Annotated in this window: 15 protein-coding genes; 8 read left to right on the top strand and 7 right to left on the bottom strand. The window is 74.1% G+C overall.

Annotation, left to right across the window (positions count from 1 at the left end; translation table 11 throughout):
• Positions 1-426: 426 nt before the first annotated feature.
• Positions 427-963, bottom strand: coding sequence for a MarR family winged helix-turn-helix transcriptional regulator (locus ACFTXQ_RS27520; RefSeq protein WP_382645296.1), 537 nt, complete (start codon positions 961-963; stop codon positions 427-429).
• Positions 964-1,095: 132 nt separating this feature from the next.
• On the opposite strand from ACFTXQ_RS27520, the gene ACFTXQ_RS27515 reads away from it, so the two are divergent.
• The gene (locus tag ACFTXQ_RS27515; protein ID WP_382645311.1) at positions 1,096-2,394 is read left to right on the top strand and encodes an MFS transporter; all 1,299 of its coding nucleotides are present in this window, start codon (positions 1,096-1,098) and stop codon (positions 2,392-2,394) included.
• A gap of 58 nt (positions 2,395-2,452) precedes the next feature.
• On the opposite strand, the gene ACFTXQ_RS27510 is transcribed toward ACFTXQ_RS27515, so the two are convergent.
• Together ACFTXQ_RS27510 and ACFTXQ_RS27505 are read right to left on the bottom strand one after the other, a co-directional pair.
• On the bottom strand, positions 2,453-4,300 hold the full coding sequence (locus tag ACFTXQ_RS27510) for a SpoIIE family protein phosphatase (RefSeq protein WP_382645308.1): 1,848 nt from the start codon (positions 4,298-4,300) through the stop codon (positions 2,453-2,455).
• A 158-nt stretch (positions 4,301-4,458) separates the two neighbouring features.
• Positions 4,459-5,790, bottom strand: a complete 1,332-nt coding sequence (locus ACFTXQ_RS27505; RefSeq protein WP_382645305.1) for an NAD(P)/FAD-dependent oxidoreductase — start codon at positions 5,788-5,790, stop codon at positions 4,459-4,461.
• Positions 5,791-6,217: 427 nt separating this feature from the next.
• On the opposite strand from ACFTXQ_RS27505, the gene ACFTXQ_RS27500 reads away from it, so the two are divergent.
• Both ACFTXQ_RS27500 and ACFTXQ_RS27495 read left to right on the top strand, forming a co-directional pair.
• Positions 6,218-6,991 (top strand): TetR/AcrR family transcriptional regulator, encoded by a 774-nt coding sequence (locus tag ACFTXQ_RS27500; protein ID WP_382645293.1) that lies wholly within the window; start codon positions 6,218-6,220, stop codon positions 6,989-6,991.
• Between the two features lie 184 nt (positions 6,992-7,175).
• Positions 7,176-9,173, top strand: a complete 1,998-nt coding sequence (locus tag ACFTXQ_RS27495) for a sigma-70 family RNA polymerase sigma factor (RefSeq protein WP_382645290.1) — start codon at positions 7,176-7,178, stop codon at positions 9,171-9,173.
• Here ACFTXQ_RS27495 and ACFTXQ_RS27490 read toward each other — a convergent pair.
• The gene (locus ACFTXQ_RS27490; protein ID WP_382645287.1) at positions 9,160-12,525 is read right to left on the bottom strand and encodes a BTAD domain-containing putative transcriptional regulator; all 3,366 of its coding nucleotides are present in this window, start codon (positions 12,523-12,525) and stop codon (positions 9,160-9,162) included. The genes ACFTXQ_RS27495 and ACFTXQ_RS27490 overlap by 14 nt on opposite strands.
• A gap of 73 nt (positions 12,526-12,598) precedes the next feature.
• On the bottom strand, positions 12,599-13,105 hold the full coding sequence (locus ACFTXQ_RS27485; RefSeq protein ID WP_382645285.1) for a MarR family winged helix-turn-helix transcriptional regulator: 507 nt from the start codon (positions 13,103-13,105) through the stop codon (positions 12,599-12,601).
• Positions 13,106-13,264: 159 nt separating this feature from the next.
• Here ACFTXQ_RS27485 and ACFTXQ_RS27480 point away from each other — a divergent pair, with 159 nt between their 5' ends.
• Positions 13,265-14,512, top strand: a complete 1,248-nt coding sequence (locus tag ACFTXQ_RS27480; RefSeq protein ID WP_382645282.1) for an MFS transporter — start codon at positions 13,265-13,267, stop codon at positions 14,510-14,512.
• A gap of 13 nt (positions 14,513-14,525) precedes the next feature.
• On the opposite strand, the gene ACFTXQ_RS27475 is transcribed toward ACFTXQ_RS27480, so the two are convergent.
• Positions 14,526-16,793: an asparagine synthase-related protein gene (locus ACFTXQ_RS27475; protein WP_382645280.1), complete on the bottom strand. Its 2,268-nt coding sequence runs from the start codon at positions 16,791-16,793 to the stop codon at positions 14,526-14,528.
• Positions 16,794-17,422: 629 nt separating this feature from the next.
• On the opposite strand from ACFTXQ_RS27475, the gene ACFTXQ_RS27470 reads away from it, so the two are divergent.
• The 4 genes from ACFTXQ_RS27470 (at position 17,423) to ACFTXQ_RS27455 (ending at position 22,636) form a co-directional block, all read left to right on the top strand.
• The gene (locus ACFTXQ_RS27470; RefSeq protein ID WP_382645278.1) at positions 17,423-19,057 is read left to right on the top strand and encodes a sporulation protein; all 1,635 of its coding nucleotides are present in this window, start codon (positions 17,423-17,425) and stop codon (positions 19,055-19,057) included.
• Positions 19,058-19,101: 44 nt separating this feature from the next.
• Positions 19,102-20,337, top strand: coding sequence for an L-2-hydroxyglutarate oxidase (gene lhgO / locus ACFTXQ_RS27465; RefSeq protein WP_382645275.1), 1,236 nt, complete (start codon positions 19,102-19,104; stop codon positions 20,335-20,337).
• A gap of 144 nt (positions 20,338-20,481) precedes the next feature.
• The gene (trmB, locus tag ACFTXQ_RS27460; protein ID WP_382645302.1) at positions 20,482-21,294 is read left to right on the top strand and encodes a tRNA (guanosine(46)-N7)-methyltransferase TrmB; all 813 of its coding nucleotides are present in this window, start codon (positions 20,482-20,484) and stop codon (positions 21,292-21,294) included.
• 43 nt (positions 21,295-21,337) lie between these two features.
• The gene (locus ACFTXQ_RS27455) at positions 21,338-22,636 is read left to right on the top strand and encodes a PrsW family intramembrane metalloprotease (protein ID WP_382645272.1); all 1,299 of its coding nucleotides are present in this window, start codon (positions 21,338-21,340) and stop codon (positions 22,634-22,636) included.
• Here the strand turns inward: ACFTXQ_RS27455 and ACFTXQ_RS27450 are convergent.
• Positions 22,633-23,679, bottom strand: a complete 1,047-nt coding sequence (locus tag ACFTXQ_RS27450) for a M23 family metallopeptidase (protein WP_382645271.1) — start codon at positions 23,677-23,679, stop codon at positions 22,633-22,635. The genes ACFTXQ_RS27455 and ACFTXQ_RS27450 overlap by 4 nt on opposite strands.
• Positions 23,680-23,957 lie beyond the last annotated feature (278 nt).

Below are 23,957 nucleotides of genomic sequence, written 5' to 3'. Positions count from 1 at the left end.
ATCCACCGAAGTGGACGGGGTATCAACTTCTGGCGTTGATTTTTGGCACGCTGTTGAGTTCTCAAGGAACGGACGCTTCCTTCGTACTCACCCTCGCGGGCTTTCCTCCGGGCTTTCGTTCTGCTGTCTTGCGTTTCCGACTCTATCAGACTCTTTCGGGCCTGACTCCCAGTCAGCGGGGTTTGTCTTCCGGGCTGTTGGGCCCTTCCGACTCCCGAACTCTAGTGGATTTCCCCGGCGATTCATAATCGGCCTTCGGGAATGAATTCGAGCATGCCGAATTCGCTCCCGGTGGGAGATCGTGCTGAGTTGGGTGCCGCAACGAGGCGGCGGGATTCGTTGTCTCCAAAACCATCCGGCTCTGGGGCAACTCGAAGAACCTTACGGACCCGTGGAGGGCGTGTCAACCCCAGATGTCCCCCAGGTTCAGTGGGGGGACTGGAGGTCCTCCACACGGTCCAGCAGGCGGGTGAGCATGTCGCCCAGTACCCCGCGCTCCGCAGTCGAGAGGTCCTGGAGGAGGTCCTCCTCGAAGACCGTGGCCGCGCGCATCGCGTCCAGCCACTTGCTGCGCCCCTCGTCGGTGAGCTCCACGATCACGCGCACCCGGTTGGACTCGTCGCGCTCGCGGGTCACCAGTCCTTCCGCCGTCATGCGGTCGATCCGGTGGGTCATCGCCGCCGGCGTGAGGCCCAGCTGCTTCGCGAGTTCGCTCGGGCCCATCCGGTACGGGGCGCCCGAGATGACGAGGGCCTTGAGGACCTCCCACTCGGCGTTGCTGATGCCCAGGGCCGCGGTCTGGCGTCCGTACGCGACGTTCATGCGGCGGTTCAGACGGCTGAGTGCCGAGACCACCTTCTCGACCTGGGGGTCGAGGTCCTGGAACTCGCGCTGGTAGACGGCGATCTGCTCGTCGAGGCTCGGCTCGTGGACGGGCGTAGTGCCGTCGGGGGTGTCACCCATGGGTCGAAGTATCGCACGAACCCGTTGGCGTCTAACTCCTTCGATGTGTAGAGTTAAGGATCGAAGTTTAGGTGTGAAGTTCTGAAGTCTTCAGTCTTCGGTCTCAAAGGCAGGTGAGAAGTGACCAAGGTGATGGGCGCTGCGATGCGGCGGATCCAGGCCGGCAACGCGCTGACCGCGTTCGGCATCGGTTTCACGGTTCCGTTCCTCTACATCTATGTGGCGCAGGTGCGAGGTCTGGGCTCCATGGCCGCCACGAGTGCGTTCGTGGCGTTCGCCCTGGGAGCTCTCGTCGCGCTGCCCTTCACCGGTCGCGTCATCGACCGACGTGGTCCCGTGCCCGTGGTGATGGGGGCCGCCGTGGCGGCTTCGGCCGGGGCGCTCTCGCTCGGGCTCTCCACCGGCATCGTGCCCATCCTGCTGTCCGCCCTGGCGCTGGGCGCCGGGCAGGCCGTGATGCAGCCGGCCCTGGCCACGATGATCGTGTGGTGCTCCACTCCGGCGACCCGCACCCGGTCCTTCGCCATGCAGTTCTTCATGCAGAACCTGGGCCTGGGCATCGGCGGTCTCATCGGCGGCCAGATCGTCGACGAGAGCCGGCCCGGCAGCTTCATCCTGCTGTTCGGCATCGAGGCCGTGATGTTCCTGGTGCTGGCGGGGATCATCGCCACCGTGCGGATGCCGCATGTGCCGAGCATCAAGGACGCCATGCCGAAGGACCCGGCGCAGGCGGGCGGCGGCGGCTGGAAGCGGCTGCTGCGGCACAAGGCCATGGTGCAGCTGTGCGTTCTGGGCTTCGTGCTCTTCTTCGCCTGCTACGGACAGTTCGAGTCGGGCCTCGCCGCCTTCGGTACCGAGGCCGCCGGGATCTCGCCCTCCACGCTCGGGTTCGCGCTGGCCGCCAACACCGGCGCGATCGTCGTCGCCCAGTTCGTGGTGCTGCGGCTCGTCGAGAAGCGGCGCCGCTCGCGGGTCATCGCGCTGGTCGGGCTGATCTGGACCGTGGCGTGGCTCATCGCCGGGTTCTCCGGGCTGGGGCACGGCAGCGCCATGATGGCCGCCGCCGCGTTCATCACCACGTACGCGCTCTTCGGCATCGGCGAGGCCATGCTGTCGCCGACCCTGGCGCCGCTGGTGGCCGACCTGGCTCCGGAGGGTTCCGTGGGCCAGTACAACTCGGCCTTCGCGCTGGTCAAGCAGATGGCGCTGGCGCTCGGGCCGCTGGGTGTGCCGCTGGGCGCGGGGATCCCGATGCTGTACATCGGGGTGTTCGTGCTGGTCTCGCTCGGGATCGCCTGGCTGGCGCTGCGGCTCGGCAGGCAGCTGAGCCCGGTGCAGGACAACCCGTCGCTGGTGAGCAGCAGGGTCGTGGCGCAGGGGCCGGCGGCTGCCGCCAAGCCCGCCGATGTCAGTGAGCCCGTCGCCGCGTAGTACGGCGGTCGCAGCCGAAGGCCCCGGTCCGGTGGACCGGGGCCTTCGGCGTGTTCGGCTACTTGTCCGGCAGGGCGAACTCGCACCAGACGGCCTTGCCGCCGCCCGGGGTGCGGCGGGAGCCCCAGGCGGAGGCGATGGTGGCGACGATCGAGATGCCGCGGCCCGTCTCGTCGGCGGGTTCGGCGCGGCGGCGGCGGGGGAGGTGCTCGTCGCCGTCGGTGACCTCGATGATCAGGCGGCGGTCGGTGCGGCGCAGGCGCAGGCGCATGGGCGGGGTGCCGTGCTGGAGGGAGTTCGCGACGAGCTCGCTCGCGGCCAGCACTCCGAGATCGCACAGCTCGACCGGGAAGCGCCAGGAGGCGAGGACGCCCTGGGCGAAGGCGCGGGCGCGCGGGGCAGCCTCGATGCCGCCGAGGAGTTCGAGGGCGGCGTTGTGGAACAGCTCGGCGTCCGCGCCGGTGCGGGCGGGCTGCTGGAGGACCATGACGGCGACGTCGTCGTCGTGGTCGGCGTCCACGCCGAGGGCGCGCATGAGGCGGTCGCAGATGACGGCCGGTGTGCCCTGGGCGCCGGAGAGGGCGCGCTCCAGGGCGGCGACGCCCTCGTCGATGTCCTCGCCGCGGCGTTCCACCAGACCGTCGGTGTAGAGGACGGCGGTGGAGCCGGGGCCGAGCGCGATGGTGCCGGAGGTGTGGAGCCAGCCGCCGGTGCCGAGGGGCGGGCCCGTGGGGTCGGCGGCTCTGCGTACGGTGCCGTCCTCGTCGCGGACGAGGATCGGGAGGTGGCCGGCGGAGGCGTACGCGAGCAGGCCCTCGTTGGGGTCGTGGACGGCGTAGACGCAGGTGGCGATCTGGCTGGCGTCGATTTCGGCGGCGAGGCCGTCGAGGAGCTGGAGGACCTCGTGGGGCGGGAGGTCGAGGCGGGCGTACGCGCGGACGGCGGTGCGGAGCTGGCCCATGACGGCGGCGGCGCGGACCCCGCGGCCCATGACGTCGCCGATGACGAGGGCGGTGCGGCCGGCGCCGAGGGTGATGACGTCGTACCAGTCGCCGCCGACGGCCGCTTCGGTGCCGCCGGGCTGGTAGGTGGCGGCGACGCGCAGGTCGTCGGGCTGTTCGAGCTCCTGGGGGAGGAGGGAGCGCTGGAGGGTCACGGCGGCCTCGCGCTGGCGGCGTTCGCTGGCGCGGAGCCGTTCGACGGCTTCGGCGTGGTCGGTGACGTCGGCGAGGTGGATCAGGATCCCGGTGTGGTGGGGGTCCGTTTCGGGCCCCCGCCCGGTGTCGGGCTTGGGGAAATCGACCGGGGTGCAGGTGACGGTGTACGAGCTGGTGCCTCCCGGTGCGGTGCGGTTCTTGGCGGTACGGGGCTTGCCGCTGCGCTGGACCTGGTCGAGGAGCGGGAGCAGCCCAAGGTCGCCGAGCTCGGGGAGGGCCTCGTGGGCGGGTGCGCCGGGGGTGCGGGCGCCGAAGCCGGCGGTGTAGGCGTCGTTGACGTAGGCGACGCGGTGCTCGGGGCCGTGGACGAGGGCGACCAGGGCCGGCAGCCGGCCGAGGACCTCGCGGACGGGGAGCTCTTCGAGGGAGGGCACGGCGGCGAGGGCGCCCGTACGGGGGGCGGTGGCGGTGCCCGTGCCGGGGTCCGTGGCCGTGCCGGTGCCCGTGCCCGGGGCGGTCGCGGTGGCCTGGGTGGCGCCGGCGCCGGTGCCGGTGCCGCACACCGTGGCGTCGGCCGGGCGGCCGTCCGCGGGCGGCGTGGACCGATCGGTTCCGGGGTCGGCGCGGCCGCCGCGGGCCGCCGGGACGGAGCCCTCGCCCCGCTTGGCCTGGGCGGCGGCGTGTTCGGTCCGGGCGGCGGCGCGGCGCTGCGTTCCGGGAAACCGGGCGCTCCAGCGCGTGAAGTTCACTGCGTTCAAGCCTCGTGGTGTCGCAAGTGGTCGCTGATCCCCCCGGCTGCTGCCGGGAGGTGCCCCCAGTAGCGGTCGCTGACGGGACGATGTGACTCTGTGCAGGTGTGAGCCCACCTATGGTCACACGTCCAGTGTGGCCGACCGCACTGACAGCGTCAGCTCTGGCTGTCCTGCGGGGGTTCGGGGGCGGGGTTCGGGGGATGGGCCCTGTGGCCGCCGCCTGCGGCCAGTTCGAATTCTGCCCTGGGGTGTTCGAGGGATCCCAGGGAGACGATCTCGCGTTTGAAGAGGCCCGAGAGCGTCCATTCGGCGAGGACGCGCATCTTGCGGTTGAAGGTGGGGACGCGGCTGAGGTGGTAGACGCGGTGCATGAGCCAGGCGGGGTAGCCCTTGAGCTTGCGGCCGTAGACGTGGGCGACGCCCTTGTGGAGGCCGAGGGAGGCGACCGAGCCCACGTATTTGTGGGCGTACTCGGTGAGGACCTCGTCGCGCAGGGCGTGGACGAGGTTGTCGGCGAGGACCTTGGCCTGGCGCAGGGCGTGCTGGGCGTTGGGGGCGCATTCGCGGCCCGGCTCGGGGGCGGTGATGTCGGGTACGGCGGCGGCGTCGCCGGCGGCCCAGGCGTGCTCGACTCCCTCGACGGTGAGGAAGGAGGTGCAGGCGAGGCGGCCGCGTTCGTTCTTGGGCAGGTCGGTGGCGGCCAGGATCGGGTGGGGTTTGACGCCGGCGGTCCAGACGACGGTGCGGGTGGGGAAGCGGGCGCCGTCGCTGAGGACGGCGACACGGTTCTCGCAGGATTCGAGCCGGGTTTCGAGGCGGAGGTCGATGTTGCGGCGGCGCAGTTCGCGGATGGTGTAGACGCCCATCTCGGGGCCGACCTCGGGGAGGATCCGGTCGCTGGCCTCGACCAGGACCCACTTCATGTCCTCGGGCTTGATGTTGTGGTAGTACCGCGCGGCGTAACGGGCCATGTCCTCCAGTTCGCCGAGGGCCTCGACGCCGGCGTATCCGCCGCCGACGAAGACGAAGGTGAGGGCGGCGTCGCGGAGGGCGGGGTCGCGGGTGGAGGAGGCGATGTCCATCTGTTCGATGACGTGGTTGCGCAGGCCGATGGCCTCTTCGACCGTCTTGAACCCGATGCCGTAGTCGGCGAGTCCCGGGATGGGGAGGGTCCGGGAGATGGAGCCCGGGGCGAGGACGAGTTCGTCGTACTCGATCTCCTGCGGGCCGGCGCCCTCCTCCGGGGTGGCGAGGGTGGAGACGGTGGCGGTGCGTTTGGCGTGGTCGATGTGCCGGGCCTCGCCGATGACGATGCGGCACTTGTCGAGGACGCGGCGCAGCGGGACGACGACGTGGCGGGGGGAGATCGAGCCGGCGGCCGCTTCGGGGAGGAAGGGCTGGTACGTCATGTACGGATCGGGGGTGACCACCGTGACCTCGGCTTCTTCGGATCTCAGCTTTCGCTGGAGCCGGAGTGCCGTGTACATGCCGACGTAGCCGCCGCCGACGACCAGGATGCGCGTGCGGGGCGGGGTACCGGGGGCCGTGCCCCGGGAGTTAGCAGCCTTCACCACCCCATGACGCAACGTGGCCGGGAGTTTGTCCACAGGCCTGACAAATTGTGTGACCGGAGGTGGGGGTGGGGCGGGGTGGAAGCGGACCTTCGGTGGGACTGGAAACGCCCAGGTCAAAGGGTGCGGAACGGTTGATTCCGAGGGCACGGATCGGAAAAGTGGGGGTGAATGCTCCGATCGGGCGGTGCTCCGTCCGGGGCTGCCTCTTCTGAATTGACTCTGGCTCAACTATGTTCGTATCTCGTCGAGGAGTAGAACCGGGCCCACATGACCGTGGCCCCCTCGACGTGAAGGCGGGGAGTGTCTCCGGGGGGAGACAAATGATTACCGGGGGAAACATATGAACATTTCCGATTTCCATGGTTCTGCGACCGCACTCTCGGTCGAGAACAACGGTCGCGGTATCGCGGGCGGCACCACGCACGGCGTGGGCCGGTCCACGCCGCTGCGCGTCGACGCACAGCGCAATCTGGAGCACGTCCTGCGAGCGGCCCGCGAGGTGTTCGGCGAGCTGGGCTACGGGGCTCCGATGGAGGATGTCGCGCGGCGCGCGCGGGTCGGCGTCGGGACGGTGTACCGGCGGTTCCCGAGCAAGGACGTGCTGGTCCGACGGATAGCCGAGGAAGAGACCGCCCGGCTGACCGAGCAGGCCAGGACGGCGCTGGGCCAGGAGGAGGAGCCGTGGCAGGCGCTGTCGCGCTTCCTGCGCACCTCCGTGGCCTCGGGCGCCGGGCGGCTGCTGCCGCCGCAGGTGCTCCGGGTGGGTTCGCCCGGCGAGGACGGCGTCGAGGAGGCGGAGGCGGCGCGGGTTCCGCACCAGCGCCAGGCCGTCACGGCGGGCACCGCTCCCGAGCTGCGGGTCGTGGGCGCGCGGGCGCCGATCGAGGACGAGCCTTCGGACGACGCCGGCGCGGGTGCGCTGCTGGAGGTCGTCGGACGGCTGGTGGACCGCGCCCGGGAGGCCGGTGAGCTGCGTACGGACGTCACGGTGGCCGATGTGCTGCTCGTGATAGCGACGGCGGCGCCCGCGCTGCCCGACCCGGCGCAGCAGGCGGCGGCTTCGACGCGGCTGCTCGACATCCTGCTCGAAGGGCTGCGCTCCCGCACGGCGTGATCGGCCGGGGCGGTGCGCCCGGCTCGTTGTCCGCGTTCGTCATCCGTGGCGGGTTCGTCAGTACGGCGATTCGCCGAATTGTGCCCGGATGAGTGGAAGGTGAGCAGACGGGTCCGGCGCGCGCCCTCCGTGTGACACGCTTGAACGGTGGACCGGTTCAGTGTGTCGTGCGGGGGCTGCCGCGATGGGCGTTGACGGGCGGGACGAGTCACTCGGGGGCGGCGTCGGCGGCGAGGCCGAAGTGGCCGGTCTGCCCGCCCGTCAGGTGCCGGCCCAGCGCGAGCGCGGCGGGCGGCATGCCGTCGGCTCGGGCGGCGGGAGCGATCTGCCGCCGTCCGACGGTGACTTGATCGCCCGGATGCGGGCCGGTGACGACAGGGCCTACGAGGAGCTGTTCCGCCGCCACGCCGATGCCGTACGGCGCTACGCGCGCACCTGCTGCCGGGACGGGCACACCGCCGACGACCTGACCGCCGAGGTGTTCGCACGGACGCTCCAGGCGGTACGGGGCGGGGCCGGCCCCGACCAGTCGGTGCGGGCCTATCTGCTCACCACCGTGCGCAGGGTCGCCGCGGCCTGGGCGAAGACCGCCAGGCGGGAGCATCTCGTCGAGGACTTCGCCGTGTTCGCGGAGCAGGCGGCCACGGGTACGGAGGGTGGCGGCGGGCTGTCCGGGCTGGCCGGGGACGACACGCTCGAACTGGGTGCGGATGTCCGGGCGATGCACGAGGCCGAGCAGTCACTCGCGATGCAGGCCTTCCGGAGCCTGCCCGAGCGGTGGCAGGCCGTGCTGTGGCACACCACCGTCGAGGAGGCTTCGCCGAGTGCGATCGCGCCGCTGTTCGGGCTGAGTGCCAACGCGACGGCCGTGCTGGCCAGTCGTGCCCGTGAGGGGCTCAAGCAGGCCTATCTGCAGGCCCATGTGAGTTCGGCGCTGAGTGAGGGCGGCGACTGCGCGCGGTACGCGGACCGGCTGGGCGCCTACGCGCGCGGCGGGTTGCGGATGCGGGCGGAGCGGGGGCTGCGCAAGCACCTGGAGGAGTGCGCGAAGTGCCGGCTGGCCGCCGGGGAGCTCAAGGACGTCAACGCCGGTATTCCGGCGCTGCTTCCGGTCGCGGTCATCGGGTGGTTCGCCGCCGGGTACGCGGCCAAGGCGGCCGGGGTGGTGGCCGGTGGGGCCGTCGCCGCGGGAGGGGCCGGGGCCGCCGCGGCTGCCGCCGGCGGCGGGTCGACCGCGGGGGCCGGGGCCGCGGGTGGTGCTGCCGGTGGTGGTGCGGCCGGTGGGGCTGCCGGGGCGGGGGGTGCCGGTGGGGCCGGGTCCGGGGTCGGGGGTGCCGTGGTCTCCGAGGGGCTCGGGCTGCCGGCCAAGGCTGCCCTCGCCGCCGGGATCGCGGTCGCGGCGGCCGCCGGGGTGGTGTTCGCGCTGGCCGGGGACGACACCGAGCCTCAGGTCCAGGCGAAGCCCGCCCCCCGTGCGGTGGCGCCGGTGCTGCCGGATGCGCCCGCCCCGCCGACGCCCGAACCGAGCCCGCCCGTCGAGGAACCGCCGCCCGTGCAGGGCTCCGTACCGCCGCGGCCGGGCGGGACGCCGTCGGCGCCGGCCGCTCGCCCGGCGCCGGCGCCCTCGGCCTCCGCGTCTCCCTCGCCCTCGCCCTCGCCGAGTCGCGAGAAGCCCGCGCCGTCGCCGAGTCCGTCGCCGGTCAGCCCTTCGCCGAAGCCGACCCCGCCGCCTCCGGCGAAGCCGCCGCAGGGGTACCAGCTGGCCCGGCTCGACCACTCGGCGTACGGGGACCACAGCGAGCCGGAGCTCCAGACCTGGCGCAGCAGCTGGGTATGGCAGCGCTGGGGGCTGGAGGTGGGCGACCGGCGGTTCGGGAACGGGATCACGGTGAACTCCCGTTCCTCCGTGGAGATCGCCCTGAACCGGCAGTGCACGGCCTTCTCGGCGAAGGCCGGGGTGGACGGCCTGTCGCTGTGGACCGACGGGGCGGTGCGGTTCTCCGTGTACGCCGACGGGCAGCGGCTGTGGCAGTCCGGCGCTCTCGGGTACGGCGATCCGCCGGCGTCCGTGAACGTCTCCCTGTCCGGACACAAGACGCTTCGGCTGGTGGTGGAGCGGGCCGGGGTCGGCCGGCTGCCGACGCTCGCGAGCTGGGCCGACTCGGTGATCAGCTGCCGGTGAGGGCCGCCGCGACGTCGGCCGGGGTGAGCGCGGCGCCTGCGGCCTCCTCCCGGCCGTGGTCCGCCGGGCCGAGCAGGGCTCGGGTGCGGGCCGGAAGCCCGGCCACAGCGGCCTCCTCGGGCACCGAGCGCGGATGGCCCGCGCGCCAGGCGGTGGCCGCCGCGAGGGCCCGTACGGCCTCTGCGGGCCGGTCGGTGTCGGCGAGCAGCCGGGCGGCGGTCTCGGCCAGCGCGGCCAGGACCCGCTCGGCGCAGTGCGCCTCGACGGCGGCGGCGAGGGCGGGCCCGATCACGGCGAGCCCGGCCTCAGGACCGTTCCGGTGGGCGGTGAGGACGGCTTCGAGGTCATCCAGGGCGGCGGTCAGCTGCGGGGGCACGAGGATCTCCGCCGCCACCGCCCGGGCCTCGTCGTAGGCGGCGCGGGCCCGGTCGAAGTCGCCGCGGTGGATGTCGATCAGCGCGGACAGCATCCGGTTGAAGGAGCGGACGTCGACGACCCCGTACCGGTCGGCCTCCGCGTCCGCCTCCGCGATCAGCCGCTCGGCGTCGTCGACGTCCCCGGTGCAGTAGGCGGTCTCGGCGATGCGGGCGATCGCGAAGGGAGCCTCGATGTGGGCCCCGACCTCGCGGGCCAGCCGCAGGCATTCCTCGTACTCGGTGCGCGCCCAGTCGTAGCGGCCGCGGGAGAGCGCGACCTCGCCGGCGGCGCTCGCGGCCTGGGCGCGGGTCCAGCGGTCGCCGACGCGGCGGGCGATGTCGCGCAGCTCGGCGAGGTCCGCGTCGACGCCGGAGAGACCGCCGGCGAGGTCGATGGCGACGTGCGTGCGGAGCATGAGCGTGACGCCGAGCTCCCAGTCGCCTGCGTATCGGCGGCAGTTGGCGACGGCCCGGTCGAGGTTGGCGTGGAAGGCGCGGGCGTCACCGGTGAGGAAGGCGGTCGCGGGCCAGAGCATGCCGGGGAAGCGGGTGGTCTCCGGGGAGCCGTCGCGGAACGCCTCCTCGATGCGGACGGCGCGGGCCTGGTACTCGGGGGTGCGGAAGGTCTCGGCGGAGTTGCTCTCGGCGAGCAGGAAGATGTGGAGGACCTGGAGCCGCATGAACCGCCAGTACGCGGGCGAGCCCTCGGGCGGCTCCGTGGGGATGGCGGCGAGGATCAGCGAGGTCCATTCCGCGCCCTCGCCGCGGTAGTTGCGCAGCCACCAGAACCAGCCGAGGGCGAAGGCCAGGCGCTGGGCGGTCTCGGTGTCGGGCTCGTCGACGACGGTGTGGTGGAGGGCGGCGCGGAAGTTGTCGAGCTCGGTCTCGATGCGGCGGATCCACGGGAGCTGGGCGGCGGAGCGCAGGAGGGGCTCGGCCCGGTCGGCGAGGGCCAGGAAGTGGGCGGTGTGGCGGCGGGCGGTGGCGGCCCGGTCGGCGGGGTCTGCGGAGGCGCGCTCGGCGGCGTACTCGTGGATGGTTTCGAGCATGCGGTAGCGCATGACGCCGGCGCCTGCGGTGGCTCCTGTGCCGTGGGTGCCGTCGGCGGCTTCGGGATCCGGGGCCGGTTCGGCCAGGACGAGGGACTTGTCGACGAGGGAGCCGAGGGTGTCGGCGACGTCGAGGGCGCTGCCGTCCGCGCAGACGGCTTCGGCGGCGGCGAGGTCGCAGCCGCCGGCGAAGACGGACAGCCGGCGCAGGACCGTGCGCTCGGGTTCGTCGAGGAGCTCCCAGGACCAGTCGACGACGGCGCGCAGGGTCTGCTGGCGGGGCAGGACGGTACGGGAACCGCTGGTCAGCAGACGGAAACGGTCGTCGAGGCGGTCCGCGATCTGGCGCGGGGTCAGCAGCCGCAGCCGGGCGGCGGCCAGCTCGATGGCCAGCGGCAGGCCGTCGAGGCGGGCGCAGATCTCGGCGACGGCGGCCGGATCCTCGTCGGGGGTGAAGCCGGGACGGGCCGAGGCGCCGCGGTCGGCGAAGAGGCGGTGCGCGGGGTCGGGCGGCAGGGGCTCGACGGGGCGGACGGTCTCGCCGGGGACACCGAGGGGTTCGCGGCTGGTGGCGAGGATCCGTACGCCGGGGCAGCGGGTGAGGAGCAGCTCGGCGAGCTCGGCGGCGGCGCCGATGACGTGCTCGCAGTTGTCGAGGACGAGGAGCAGGCTGCGGTGCGCGCAGTGCTCGACGAGTTGGGTGGCGGGATCGGCGCGGGCGGTGTTCTCGCGGGCGACGAGGGAGTTCTCGCGCAGGCCGAGGGCGCTGAGGACCGCCCCGGGGACGGCCGCGGGGTGGTCGAGGCGGGCCAGCTCGACGATCCAGCCGGCTTCGGGCTGGTCGGCGGCCGCGTGCTCGGCGAGACGGGTCTTTCCGGAACCGCCGGGCCCGGTGAGGGTGATGAGGCGCAGGCGCGCCAGGTCGCCGCGCAGGGCGGCCAGTTCGGGCTCGCGCCCGACGAAGGAGGTGAGGCGAGGGCGGAGGTTGCCGCGCGCCTCCGGCGGGGGTTGGCGGTGGGGGGTGGTCTCGGGGGCGTGCGGTTCCCGCGGCGGCTGCGGCTGGAGGGGCGCCGCCCGCTCGGCGTTGGCGTAGGGGTAGGGGTAGGGGTGCCGGGTGTGGTGCCGGGCGCCCCCGAAGGCGTGCGGGTCCCGCCGCGGATCGAGGAGTTCCGCGTGGAGGGTGCGGAGTTCGGGGCCCGGGTCGGTTCCGAGGGCGTCGGCGAGGATGCGGCGGGCGCGCTCGTAGGCGGCGAGGGCGTCGGCGGGGCGGCCCGCGGCGCGCAGGGCTCGGAGGTGCTGCGCGCGCAGTGGTTCGTCGTACGGATGGTCGTGGATCAGCGCCTCCAGCTCGGGCAGGAGTGCGGCCGGGGCGGAGGCACCGCTTCGCAGGTCGGCCTCGATGCGGTCGCGGAGGGCGGCGCCGCGTCGGGCCTCGGGGCCGGCGGCGTGGGCGGCGCGCCCGGGCTCGGGAAGGTCGGCGAGGGCCGGTCCGCGCCACAGGGCCAGGGCGGTGCCCAGGGTGCGGGCGGCGGCCGCCGGGTCGGCGGCCAGCTCCTGGGCACCGCGCACGGCGAGCCGGGTGAAGCGGTGCAGGTCGATGTCGTCGCGGTCGGCGGCGAGGCGGTAGCCGCCGGCGGGGTCGGCGTGGACGGTGTCCCGGCCGCCCAGGGCGCGGCGGAGCCGGGCGACCAGGGCCTGGAGGGCGGCGGGCGCGTCCAGGGGCGGGTCGTCACCCCAGACCTCGTCGACGAGGACGGCGACGGGGGCCGGCCCGCCGGCGCGCAGGGCGAGGGCGGCGAGGAGTGCGCGCAGGCGGGCGCCGCCTATCGGGAGGGGGGCGCCGGTCTCGTCGCGTGCCTCGGTGACGCCGAGGATCAGATACCGCACCTGCCAATTCTGCCTGGTCCGCCCGCGGGTGGCAGGGGATTTCGGGGGCGGTCCCGGGGCGCCCGCGCGCGGCTCAGGTGATCGAGGTGTCGCCGTTGGCCTCGAGGAGGGTGCGCAGGGCGCCCGCGACCGCGGTGCAGGTCTCCCGGTCCAGCGGGGCGAGGAGTTCCGCGTACTGGCGCAGGTGGTCGGCCATCAGCGCCTCGGTGAGCTCGATGCTGTGCTCGGTCAGCCGGATCCGGACCGAGCGGCGGTCCTGACCGTCGCGGACCCGTTCGACCAGGCCCTTGGCCTCCATGCGGTCGATGCGGTTGGTGATCGCGCCCGAGGTCACCATGGCGGCGGGGATGAGGGCGCCGGCGGTCAGCGCGTACGGGGGGCCGGAGCGGCGGAGGGTGAAGAGGATGTCGACCTCGCCCACCTCCAGGTCGCGTGCGGCCGCGAAGGCCTTGATCTGCTTCTCGATGACCCGGTTCATGCGCTGGATGCGGGCCAGGACCTCGACGGCCCACATGCCTTCCGCCAGGTCGGGGCGCTCCGCCTGCCACTGGCCGACGATCGCGTCCACTGCGTCGCTCATCTCGCGTCCTCTTTCGGTTCCGTGCTCGCCATTCGCCGCGCCGCCGCCCATCACCACCCAAGAATATCTCAACGTTGAGACACTTGACGTTGAGAGGACCCGGTGTTTTTATCTCAACGTTGAGATTCTGAAGCTTGAGATGGATCGGAGCGGGCACCCATGAGCACGACCGTGACCACGAGCACGAGCACGAGCACGAGCACAGCCAAGGCCGACAGGGCCGACAGGGCCGACAGGGCCGCCCCCGTCCCCGTGATCTGGCTGGCCCTGCTCGCCACCCCGGTCGCCGCCGGGGCCAACGCCCCCGTCCTGATCCTCCCCGACATGGCCCGCTCCCTCGGGGTGACCGCCTCCACCGCCGCCTGGCTCGTCGCCTCCTTCGCCTGGGCCATGGCCGTCGGCATCCCGCTGATGGCCGGGCTGCTCCGCCGCCGCGGGCTGCGCCCGGTCCTCCGGCTGAGCGGCGCCCTCCTGCTGCTCGGCACCCTCCTCGTCGCGGCCTCCCCGTGGCTGGCGCTGACCCTCCTCGGGCGGGCCGGGCAGGCCGCGGGCGGGGCCGGGCTCGTCGCGGCCGCCATGAGCCTGGCCGGTTCGGCCCGCCGCATGGGCGTCATCAGCGCGGGCTTCGGCATGCTCGGCGCGGCCGGCCCGCTCCTCGGCGTCCAGCTCGCGCAGTCGGTCTCGTGGCGGCTCTCGCTCGCGGTGTCGGTGGTCTCGCTCCTGGCGGTCCCGGCGGTGAGCCGCTACGCGACCCGACCGGCCCCGGCGGAGGGCAGGTTCGACGCCCGCGGCGCCGCGCTCCTGACCGTGCTGGCCACCGCCCTGGTCCTGCTGCCCAACGCCCCCGCCGCCGCCCTGGGTTCCGCGGCCGTCGCCGCGCTCGCCCTCGCCCTGCACGTACGCCGGCGCCCCGACGGCTTCGTGCCGCTCGCGCTCGTGCGCAAGCCGCTGTTCCTCGGCTCGGCGCTGCTGGCGCTGACACTGTCGGGCTCGTACTTCACCCTGCTCTTCGCGGTGCCGCGGCTGCTCTCCGAGCGGGCCGGCTGGGACCGCGGCGCGGCCGGGGCCGGGCAGCTCGTGGCCCTGCTCACCGGCTCGGCGCTGTCGTGGCTGCTGGCCGCCGCCTCGGCGCGCATGGGCCGGACGGCCGTACGCACGGTCCTGGCCGGGGTATGCGCGCTGGCCGTGGGGACCGCGGTGTTCGTCGACCGGGGCCCGCTGCTGCTGACCGCCACCCTCGGCGCCGTGTTCGCCGCCACCGGGGCCAACGCGGTCCTGTCGACGCACGCCGCCTCGGCCGCCCCCGAGGCCCAGCGGCCCACGGCCATCGGCCTGTTCACCCTCTGCTACCAGCTCGGCGGCGCCTTGGGCCCGGCCGTCGCGACCGCCCTGGTGCTCGGCGCCTGAGCCGCTCCCGGGCTCACGACAGGGCCGGGCGGTGTACGGGGACCCCCTCGGGCACCGCCCGGCGGCGCGCGCTGGAGGTGCCGGTCCAGCAGGTGCCGCGACGGGCCAGCAGGCGGCGCAGCCACAGCTCCATCGAGACGAGCTCCGCCAGCCCGTCCAGCGGGACCGGGCGGCCGTCCGCCGCGTCGAGCAGGGCCTGGCGCACCACCCGGGCCTCGATCAGCCCGGCGTCCGCGAGCAGCGGCGAGGAGAACAGGTCGAGCAGCTCGGTGAGGGCGGCGCGCAGCCCCAGCCGGGTCGCCGTCTCGTTCGGGGTGTGGGCCGGGGCGCCCCAGCCGGGCGGGAGTTCGCGCACTCCGGCCGAGTTCAGGACGCTGCGCAGGATCGCGGCCCGGGCCCCGGGCTGCACGCGCAGCGATTCGGGCAGGGCGCGGGCGGCCCGCACCACCTGGTTGTCGAGGAAGGGTGCGTGCAGGCGCTGGCTGCGGACCTCCACGGCCTGCTCGAAGACCCGGTGGTCGGCGGCGTGCCGGGCGAGCACCGCCCGGGCGCGGGCCTCGCCGGGCCGCAGCGACAGCGGGGGCCGGCCGGCGGCCGCCGAAAGGCGGATCGATACTTCCGCCAGCGCCTCGCCCGTGAGCCAGCCCGCCGCAGGGCCCGGCCGGGACCAGGTCAGGGCGGCGAGGGAAGCGTCCACCGGACCGGAAGAGCGCACGGTGACCCCGCCCTCGCGGAGCCGGGCCGCGGCGGCTTCCATGCCCGCGCGGTACGTCGTACGGGAAAGTCTGCGGGCCGCGGAGTACACGGTCAGCGGCACCAGCAGGGACTCCCCGGAGGCTCCGGAGGCGGAGGCCGAACGGGCCAGCGCCGCCACCGGGCGCAGCAGGTGGCGGCGCCGGCGGTCCATCAGGAGGTCGGCCATGCGGGCCGGGTGCGCGTCCAGGACCTGGCGGGCGCCGTGGCCGGTGAAGTGGTCGGCGGAACCGGCGGCCAGCCGGCGGCGCTCGCGGGCGGCGGAGACCAGCGAGGGACCCGGTTCGTCGGTGAGCGGACCGTCGAGCTCGGCGTACGGAAGGGCCTCCTCGGCGGCGGCGACCACGACATGGTGCAGCCGCGGGTCGGCCGCGATGGCGTGGGCCCGCTCCAGTTCGGCCTCGCGGCCCTGCGGGGTGGCCAGGTCGTTGAAGGTGACCGCCAGCAGGCGCGCCCCTGCGGGGCTCAGCAGGGTGCCCGGGGCCCCCGGCAGGCCGGCCGCGAGCAGCGCGAGGGTCGCGGAGGCGCTGCCGCCGGAGAGGTCCGCGCCCACCCCCGGGGCGGGGGCGCCGCGGGCCGCGCGCCGGTCGGCGGGGCCCATGCCGGGCACGGGGCCGGGATCGTACGGCGGCAGGATGTCGGGAGCATGGCGGGGCGCCGTGAGCCGGGCGCGCACGGCATCCACCAACGCTTCCCGTACGCCCTCCACCGCGCGGGCCGGATCGGACTCGGGCGCCGCCACCGCGAGGGAGGCGACCTGCTCGTAGCCGGTGATCTCCCGGGAGCCCTCGCGCAGGATCAGCGCGTGGCCGGGCGGGATGCGGCGGACACCGGCGTACGGGGTGCCGTCGCCCAGCGCCTCAGGGCTGTCGGGGCAGGCCAGCAGGGCGGCGAGGTGGCCGATGTCGAGCTGCGCCTCGATGAGGTCGGCGAGCGGGAGGGCGGCGGTGGCGTAGGCGGTGCCGCTGGCCCAGGGCGTGTAGAAGACGGGGCGCGCGCCCGCGAGGTCGCCGACGACGGTGATCCGGCGGCCGGCCTGGACGACGGCGGTGTAGCTGCCGGACCACTGGGTGAGGTGGCGCAGCGCCCCGCCGCGGGCGGCGTACAGGGCTCTCCTCAGCTCGGCGTCGGTGGCGCCGCAGCAACCGAGGACGGCGAGCCGGGTGAAGGGGTCCGCGGGGTCGGCGGTGAGGGTCCGGATCTCGTCGGGGCGCCAGTCGCCCACGGCCCAGAGGGGGTCGGGGTCTCCCCAGAGCAGCTGGGCGCCCACGGGATGCACGGTGCGCTCGGCGTCCGCGCCGGGGTCGTCGGGGTGGGCGGCGTCCGCGATGCCGCCGTGCAGGGGGGCGCCGCCCTGGCCGTAGGCGCCCTGGCCGTAAGAACCCTGACCGTAGGCGCCCTGGCCGGAGCCGTGGCCGGAGCCCTGCCCGGAGCCCTGAGCTGGGCCTTGCCCGTTCCGGTGTCCCGAGACGCGGCCGGCCGTGCCGAAGCTCGCGGCGATACTGCTCCAACCCACCAACCAGCGCACCGCCGCCTCCCCAGCCTGTGGGCACATGACCGGGGCACGGGCAGCACGGACGGCGCTGAGCGCGCGGTCGGCGGGACCCCGGATGGCTCGGGTCCATGCTGCCACGGGACAGGCGTGCGAGAGTGGTTAAGGGGGGCGCGCATGCAAACGAACACGCCCCCGCCACGCGGTATTTGGTGTTCCGTTCCCCCCGCCCCATAGGCCGGTTTCAGCCATTCTTCGGCCGCCCTGAGAGCCTTCCGGCGGGGTCGGCCCACGGTGCGCGGGCGCGGTCCGGGAGGCGGAACCCACCCCCCGGACCGTTCCGCCACCCGCGGGGATTGAGGCAGCGGCATCCCCCGACCCGCCCGATCCGCGCAGCGGGCCGACCCACGCACCGCACATCGAATCGCCGGGCCCCGCGAGCGGCCAGAGCGCACGGGCGGGCGCACGGCACCACGCACGGAGCACGCGATGACACGTGCGCCCCGGTATGGGCCCGCGCGGGACTGTGCAAACGGACAACAATCCCGCCATACGGAAGTCGAGGCCTTAACGCTTGGGAGGCGGGGAACTACGCTGGGTTTACGAAATGCCGGGTGCCTATGCCCCGGCGGCGTCTGCGTTCCGCGTGTGACGAGGGGTGGCGCATGTCCAGGGAGCTCCGCGAGCCCAATGAGAAGCTCGGCGCCGTCCTCGCCCTCGCGGGCATCAGCAACGCGGGGCTGGCCCGGCGGGTCAACGACCTCGGCGCGCAGCGCGGTCTGACGCTTCGGTACGACAAGACGTCGGTGGCCCGGTGGGTGTCCAAGGGGATGGTGCCGCAGGGCGCCGCCCCGCACCTGATCGCGGCCGCCATCGGCGCGAAGCTGGGGCGGCCGGTGCCGCTCCACGAGATCGGCCTGGCGGACGCGGACCCCGCGCCCGAGGTGGGTCTGGCCTTCCCGCGCGACGTGGGCGCGGCCGTGCGGTCGGCCACGGACCTGTACCGGCTCGATCTCGTCGGCCGCCGCGGCGGTGGCGGGATCTGGCAGTCCCTGGCGGGTTCGTTCTCGGTGGCGGCGTACGCGACGCCCGCCTCGCGCTGGCTGATATCTCCCGCCGACGGCTCGGTGGCGCGCGAGCCGTCCGCCCCCGCGACGCAGCACGGTGCACCGGCCGGTGGGGCCTCGGGCCATGACGTCCCGGCACACGGCATCCTTGCTCAGACCCCCTCGGCTCACGAGGTCCCGCCGCACGACGCGCCCGCCCCGGAACCCCGCACACCGGCGTCCCTGCCGGTGTCGGGCCGGGCGGGAGGCCGTACGGCTCCGCCGTCCACCCTTGTGCCCGCCCAGCCCGGAGCCGAAACGCCGCGCGACCACGGGCAGCGCGTCGGGCACAGCGATGTGGCCAAGCTGCGCGAGGCCGCCGAGGACGCCCGCCGCTGGGACTCCAAGTACGGGGGCGGGGACTGGCGTTCGTCGATGGTGCCCGAGTGCCTGCGGGTGGACGCGGCGCCGCTGCTGCTCGGCTCGTACACCGACGAGGTGGGCCGCGCCCTGTTCGGCGCGACGGCCGAACTGACCCGGCTCGCCGGGTGGATGGCCTTCGACACCGGCCAGCAGGAGGCCGCCCAGCGCTACTACATCCAGGCGCTGCGGCTCGCCCGCGCCGCCGCGGACGTACCGCTCGGCGGGTACGTGCTGGCCTCGATGTCCCTCCAGGCGACCTACCGCGACTTCCCGGACGAGGGCGTGGACCTCGCGCAGGCGGCCGTCGAGCGCAACCGCGGCCTGGCCACCGCCCGCACGATGAGCTTCTTCCGGCTGGTCGAGGCGCGGGCCCACGCGAAGGCCGGCGACTCCGCGGCCGCCGGCGCGGCGCTGCGGGCGGCGGAGGGCTGGCTGGAGCGGGCGCGCGCGGGCGATCCGGATCCGACCTGGCTCGGTTTCTACTCGTACGACCGTTTCGCGGCGGATGCGGCGGAATGCTACCGCGACCTGAAACTCCCGCGGCAGGTCCGGCGCTTCACCGAGCAGGCCCTGTCGCGGCCCACCGAGGAGTACGTACGGTCGCACGGGCTGCGGCTGGTGGTGAGCGCGGTCGCGGAGCTGGAGTCGGGCAACCTCGACGCGGCGTGCGCGGCGGGCACCCGGGCGGTGGAGGTGGCGGGCCGGATCTCCTCGGCGCGGACGACCGAATACGTACGGGACCTGCTGCACCGCCTGGAACCGTACGGGGACGAGCCGCGCGTCGCGGAGCTGCGCGAACGGGCCCGGCCACTGCTGGTGGCGCAGGCGTAAGGCCTGCCGTGCGGGGGCCGCGTGGCCGCGTTGTCGGTGGCGGGGTGCAGTATGCAGGGGTGGGAGGTGTTGTCGACGTGGGCGGTGGCGTGGACTGCGATGTGCTGGTGATCGGCGGCGGGATCGTCGGCCTGTCGACGGCGCATGCCCTGTCGCGCCTGGCTCCGGGGACCCGAGTGGTCGTCCTGGAGAAGGAGGACGGACCGGCCCGGCACCAGACGGGCCGCAACAGCGGCGTGATCCACAGCGGGATCTACTACCGGCCGGGATCGCTCAAGGCGCGCTTCGCGGTGCGCGGGGCCGCCGAGATGGTCAAGTTCTGCGCGGAGCACGGGATCCCGCACGAGGTGACGGGCAAGCTGATCGTCGCCACCGAGCGGGAGGAGCTGCCGCGGCTGCACGCGCTGGTCCAGCGGGGCCGGGAGAACGGCATCCCGGTGCGCGAGCTCGGCCCGGCGCAGATCGCCGAGTACGAGCCCGAGGTGCGGGGGCTGGCCGCGATCCACGTCGGCAGCACGGGGATCGCGGACTACGGCCGGGTCACCGCCCAGCTGGCGGAGTCCTCGGGCGCGGAGATCGTCTACGGCGGTGCGGTGGACCTGATCTCCCGCCGCCCCTCGGCCGTCGCGGTGCGCACCACGTCCGGCCTGGTGGTCCGGGCCCGGATGCTGGTGAACTGCGCGGGGCTGCAGTGCGACCGGATCGCGCGGCTGGCCGGGGACGACCCCGGGATGCGGATCATCCCCTTCCGGGGGGAGTACTACGACCTGGCCCGCCCGGACCTGGTCCGGGGGCTGGTCTACCCGGTGCCCGACCCGGCGTTCCCGTTCCTCGGCGTCCACCTCACCCGGGGCATCGGCGGCGGCGTCCACGTCGGCCCCAATGCCGTGCCGGCGCTGGCGCGCGAGGGGTACGGCTGGTCCGTGATCCGGCCGCGTGACGTGGCGACCGAGCTGGCCTGGCCGGGATCCTGGCGGATGGCCGCGCGGCACTGGCGGTACGGGGCGGGCGAGATCCACCGCTCGCTGTCGAAGCGGGCCTTCACCGAGGCGGTGCGGCGCCTGCTGCCGGCCGTCACGGCGGGGGACCTGGTGCCCGCCGCGGCCGGGGTCCGGGCGCAGGCCGTCCTGCGGGACGGGACGCTCGTGGACGACTTCCTGATCCGGGAGGCGCCGCGCACGGTGCACGTCCTGAACGCCCCGTCCCCGGCCGCCACCGCCTCGCTCCCGATCGGCCGCGAGATCGCCACGCGCGTCCTGCGCACCCTCGCCACGGCCTGACCGGTCCAAACGGGCACGCAGCGCACGTACGGGGTCCGGGGCGGAGCCCCGGTGGAAGGGCGGGTAGGGTACGGCTCCGCGCAGCGGCGGCACCTGCACCCCCGACCCCCGGGGTCGTAGAATCGGCGCATTGTGTCTGAGCCCATGAACCCCCAGTCCCCCACCGTCCCGGACGCCGTGCCCACGCCCGCGCCGGAGGCGAACTCGTACGTGCCCCCGAAGTGGCGCACCGAGCCCCGCTTCCCCGACGGCCCCGCCCCCGACCCGGCCGGCTCGCACCACGAGCGCCGGATCCGGAGCTTCCAGCCGCGGCGCAGCCGGGTCACCACCGGCCAGGGCGAGGCCCTGAAGCGGCTGTGGGGCACCTGGGGTCTGGACATCGACGGCCATGACGTCATCGACCTGAAGGCCCTCTTCGACGGCCTCCCCGTCGTCCTGGAGATCGGCTTCGGCATGGGCGAGGCCACCGCCCAGATGGCCGCCGCAGACCCCGGCACCGGGATCCTCGCCACCGACGTGCACACCCCCGGCCAGGGCAACCTGCTCGCCCTCGCGGAGCGCGGCGGCCTCACCAACATCCGCGTGGCCAACGGCGACGCGATCATCCTGCTCCGCGAGATGCTGCCGCCCGACTCCCTGGCCGGCATGCGCGTCTACTTCCCGGACCCGTGGCCCAAGGCCCGCCACCACAAGCGCCGGCTGATCCAGCCCGACTTCCTCACGCTGGCGGCGACCCGTCTGGCCCCCGGGGCCGTGCTGCACTGCGCGACCGACTGGGAGCCGTACGCCGAGCAGATGCTCGAAGTCCTCACCGCGCACCCGGACTTCGAGAACACCCAGCCCGACGGCGGCTACGCGCCGCGCCCCGACTTCCGGCCGGTCACGCGCTTCGAGGGCCAGGGCCTCGACAAGGGTCACGTCGTACACGACCTCCTCTTCCGTCGCACGGAGAACTGACAACGTCACTGCGCGTGTCAGACCGGCTCGGTAGGGTCATCATGTGTTCCGAGCGCTCGCGTCTGTGCTCGCACGTCCGTCGGGCACGGTCCGCACGTGCGTGCTCCTCGTCCTGCTCGCCGGCACCGGGATCGCGATCCTCGAACTCGTGCGGGAGCAGACCGGTACCCCCGGCTTCTTCGTCGGTCTCGGTCTGGCCCTGGTGCCGGTGCCGCCGCTCATGGCGGCCTTCCGGTGGCTCGGCCGGGCCGCGCCCGCGCCCTGGCCGCAGTTGCTGTTCTGCTTCGGCTGGGGTGCCTGCACCGCGGCGCTGATCGCCATACTGGCCAACAGTTTCGCCACCCAGTGGATAGCCGCGGCCACCGCCGACCCCTCCGACGCCGACCAGCTCGGCTCGGTGGCGATCGCCCCGGTGGTGGAGGAGACGGCCAAGGCGGCGGCCCTGCTGCTGGTGTTCGCCTTCCGAAGACGGCAGTTCACCGGACCGGCCGACGGTTTCGTGGTGGCCGGCTTCACCGCCACCGGCTTCGCCTTCACCGAGAACATCCTCTACCTCGGCAACGCCTTCGGTGAGGACGTCGCCGAGGGCACCGGCGTCCTGGACTCGGTGACGGCCGCGACCTTCTTCGTCCGAATGGTGCTCTCGCCGTTCGCGCACCCGCTGTTCACGGTGCTCACCGGGCTCGGTTTCGGCGCGGCCGCGGTCAGCGCCCGCCGCATCCGCAGGATCGGGCTGCCGCTGCTGGGCCTGGCGCTCGCCATGGGGCTGCACGCGCTGTGGAACTGCTCCTCGCAGTTCGGGGAGTACGGGTTCTACGTGGTCTACGGCTGCGTGATGGTCCCGGTGTTCGGGCTGCTGGTGGGGCTGGCCGTGCGGATAAGGCGCCGCCGGCTGCGGGCCGTCGCCGGGGAGCTGGCGGTGTATGCGGCCTCCGGCTGGCTCGGTCCGGCCGAAGTGCCGGCGCTGGCCTCGATGCCGGCCCGGGCGCTGGCCCGCAGCCTGGCCCGGAGCAGCGGGGGCCGGGCCGCCGGCCGCGCGGTCGCCCTGTACGAGGCGGACGCGGCGGCGCTGGCCCTGCTCCGCAACCGGGCCCGTCGCGGCGGCCCGCCGGGGGAGCCGGATTTCGCCGGGCGGGAGCGGGAGTTGCTCCACAGCCTGTGGATGCGCCGGGCGACGGCGGGTCCTGCGCTCTCGCGCGCGGCGGTCATGGAGGAGCTGCTGCCGCCCTGGTTCGACCCCCTGCCCCAGAGGCCCGGCCCCGTCCCCACGAGAGCACCGGCGGGCGTACCGGCTCCGAGGCGAGAGCCCCAGCCGACCGGCTCACACGGCCCCGGCCGCTAGACGTTCAGGCCCTTGGACTCCAGCCAGGCCAGCGGATCCACCGTCGAGCCGCCCTTGCGCACTTCCAGGTGGAGATGCGGTCCGGTGACGTTCCCGGTGGCGCCGACCCGGCCGATGGTCTCGCCCGGGGCCACCGAGCCGGAGGTCACCGCCATCGAGGACAGGTGGCAGTACCAGATCTCCGTGCCGTCCTCGAGCTCCAGCACGATGCGGTAGCCGTACGCCCCGGACCAGCCGGCCGAGGTGATCTTCCCTGCGGCGACGGCCTTGGCCGGGGTGCCGGTGGGGGCGGCGAAGTCGAGGCCGGTGTGGTGGCCGGAGGACCACATGGAGCCGGAGTCCCCGTAGTGCGAGGTGAGGGTGTAGGCGGAGGTCGGCAGGGAGTAGCTCCCGGCCAGCCGGTCGAGGCGCTCCTGCTCGGCTTTCGCCTCGGCGGCCTCCCTGGCCTCCTTCGCCTCCTGCTCCGCCTTCGCCGCGGCTTCCGCCGCTGCCGCCTCGGCCGCCTTGCGCGCGGTCTCCGCCTTGTCCTTGGCCTCCTGTGCGGCGGCTTCGCGGGCGAGCCGCTCGGCCTCGGCGCGGGCCTGCGCCTCGGCGGCGCCCTGCTGGGACTCGGCCTGCTGGAGGATGCGGTTGCGCAGCACCTCGCCGGCGTCGGCGCGGTGGTCGGACTGCCGCGGAATGATCCCTGTCCGCGCGGCCGTCCCGGCCTCGGTCCCGGAACCGTCGTCCGCGTGGCGGCCGTTGTCCTCGGCGTCCGCCGCACCGGAGTTGCCGCCGGTCATCAGATCGGGCAACGAGGGCAGGGATATCGCCACTTGGGGCCGGTCCTGCGCGGTGGCGATCCCACTGGCACCGACCGCCGCGATCACACCGACGCCGAGCACGGTGGAGCTGCGCGCAAGTCCCCCGCGCTGCTTGGCCACTCGGTGCTTGCCCCGGACCGGACGGACCGAGTCCTCGGTGGGATTCCACTCGCCCCAGGCACCCGCGGCGGGCGGCTCCTGGATCTCGGTGCCTTCAGGGGCAGGCAAGTTGGAGGCCACCGGGGCACGCTCCTCATTGACACGCACGCGCACGGCGCCGTCTCTTGCGACGGCTGGGACGACCGCACTGCGTTATCGAAAGGTAATAGACGCGGGGGAATGATTCCAAGCTGTTGCGATTGATCGTTCCCACGAATCAGCCACTCCCCGATGGGCTCTGGCCTGCACTTTTACCCACAAATAGGTATCAAGTCAGGCAAAAATCAGCCGACTCGCCCACCCCCGCAGCCACACAAGCAATATGACGGTTCGTCAATCACCTTGCACAGAGCGGCGTT

This window comes from Streptomyces sp. NPDC057010, assembly GCF_042673805.1.
Lineage (GTDB): Bacteria > Actinomycetota > Actinomycetes > Streptomycetales > Streptomycetaceae > Streptomyces.
Note: the sequence above shows the minus strand (reverse complement) of the source record. Positions and strands in the feature narration are given on the sequence as shown.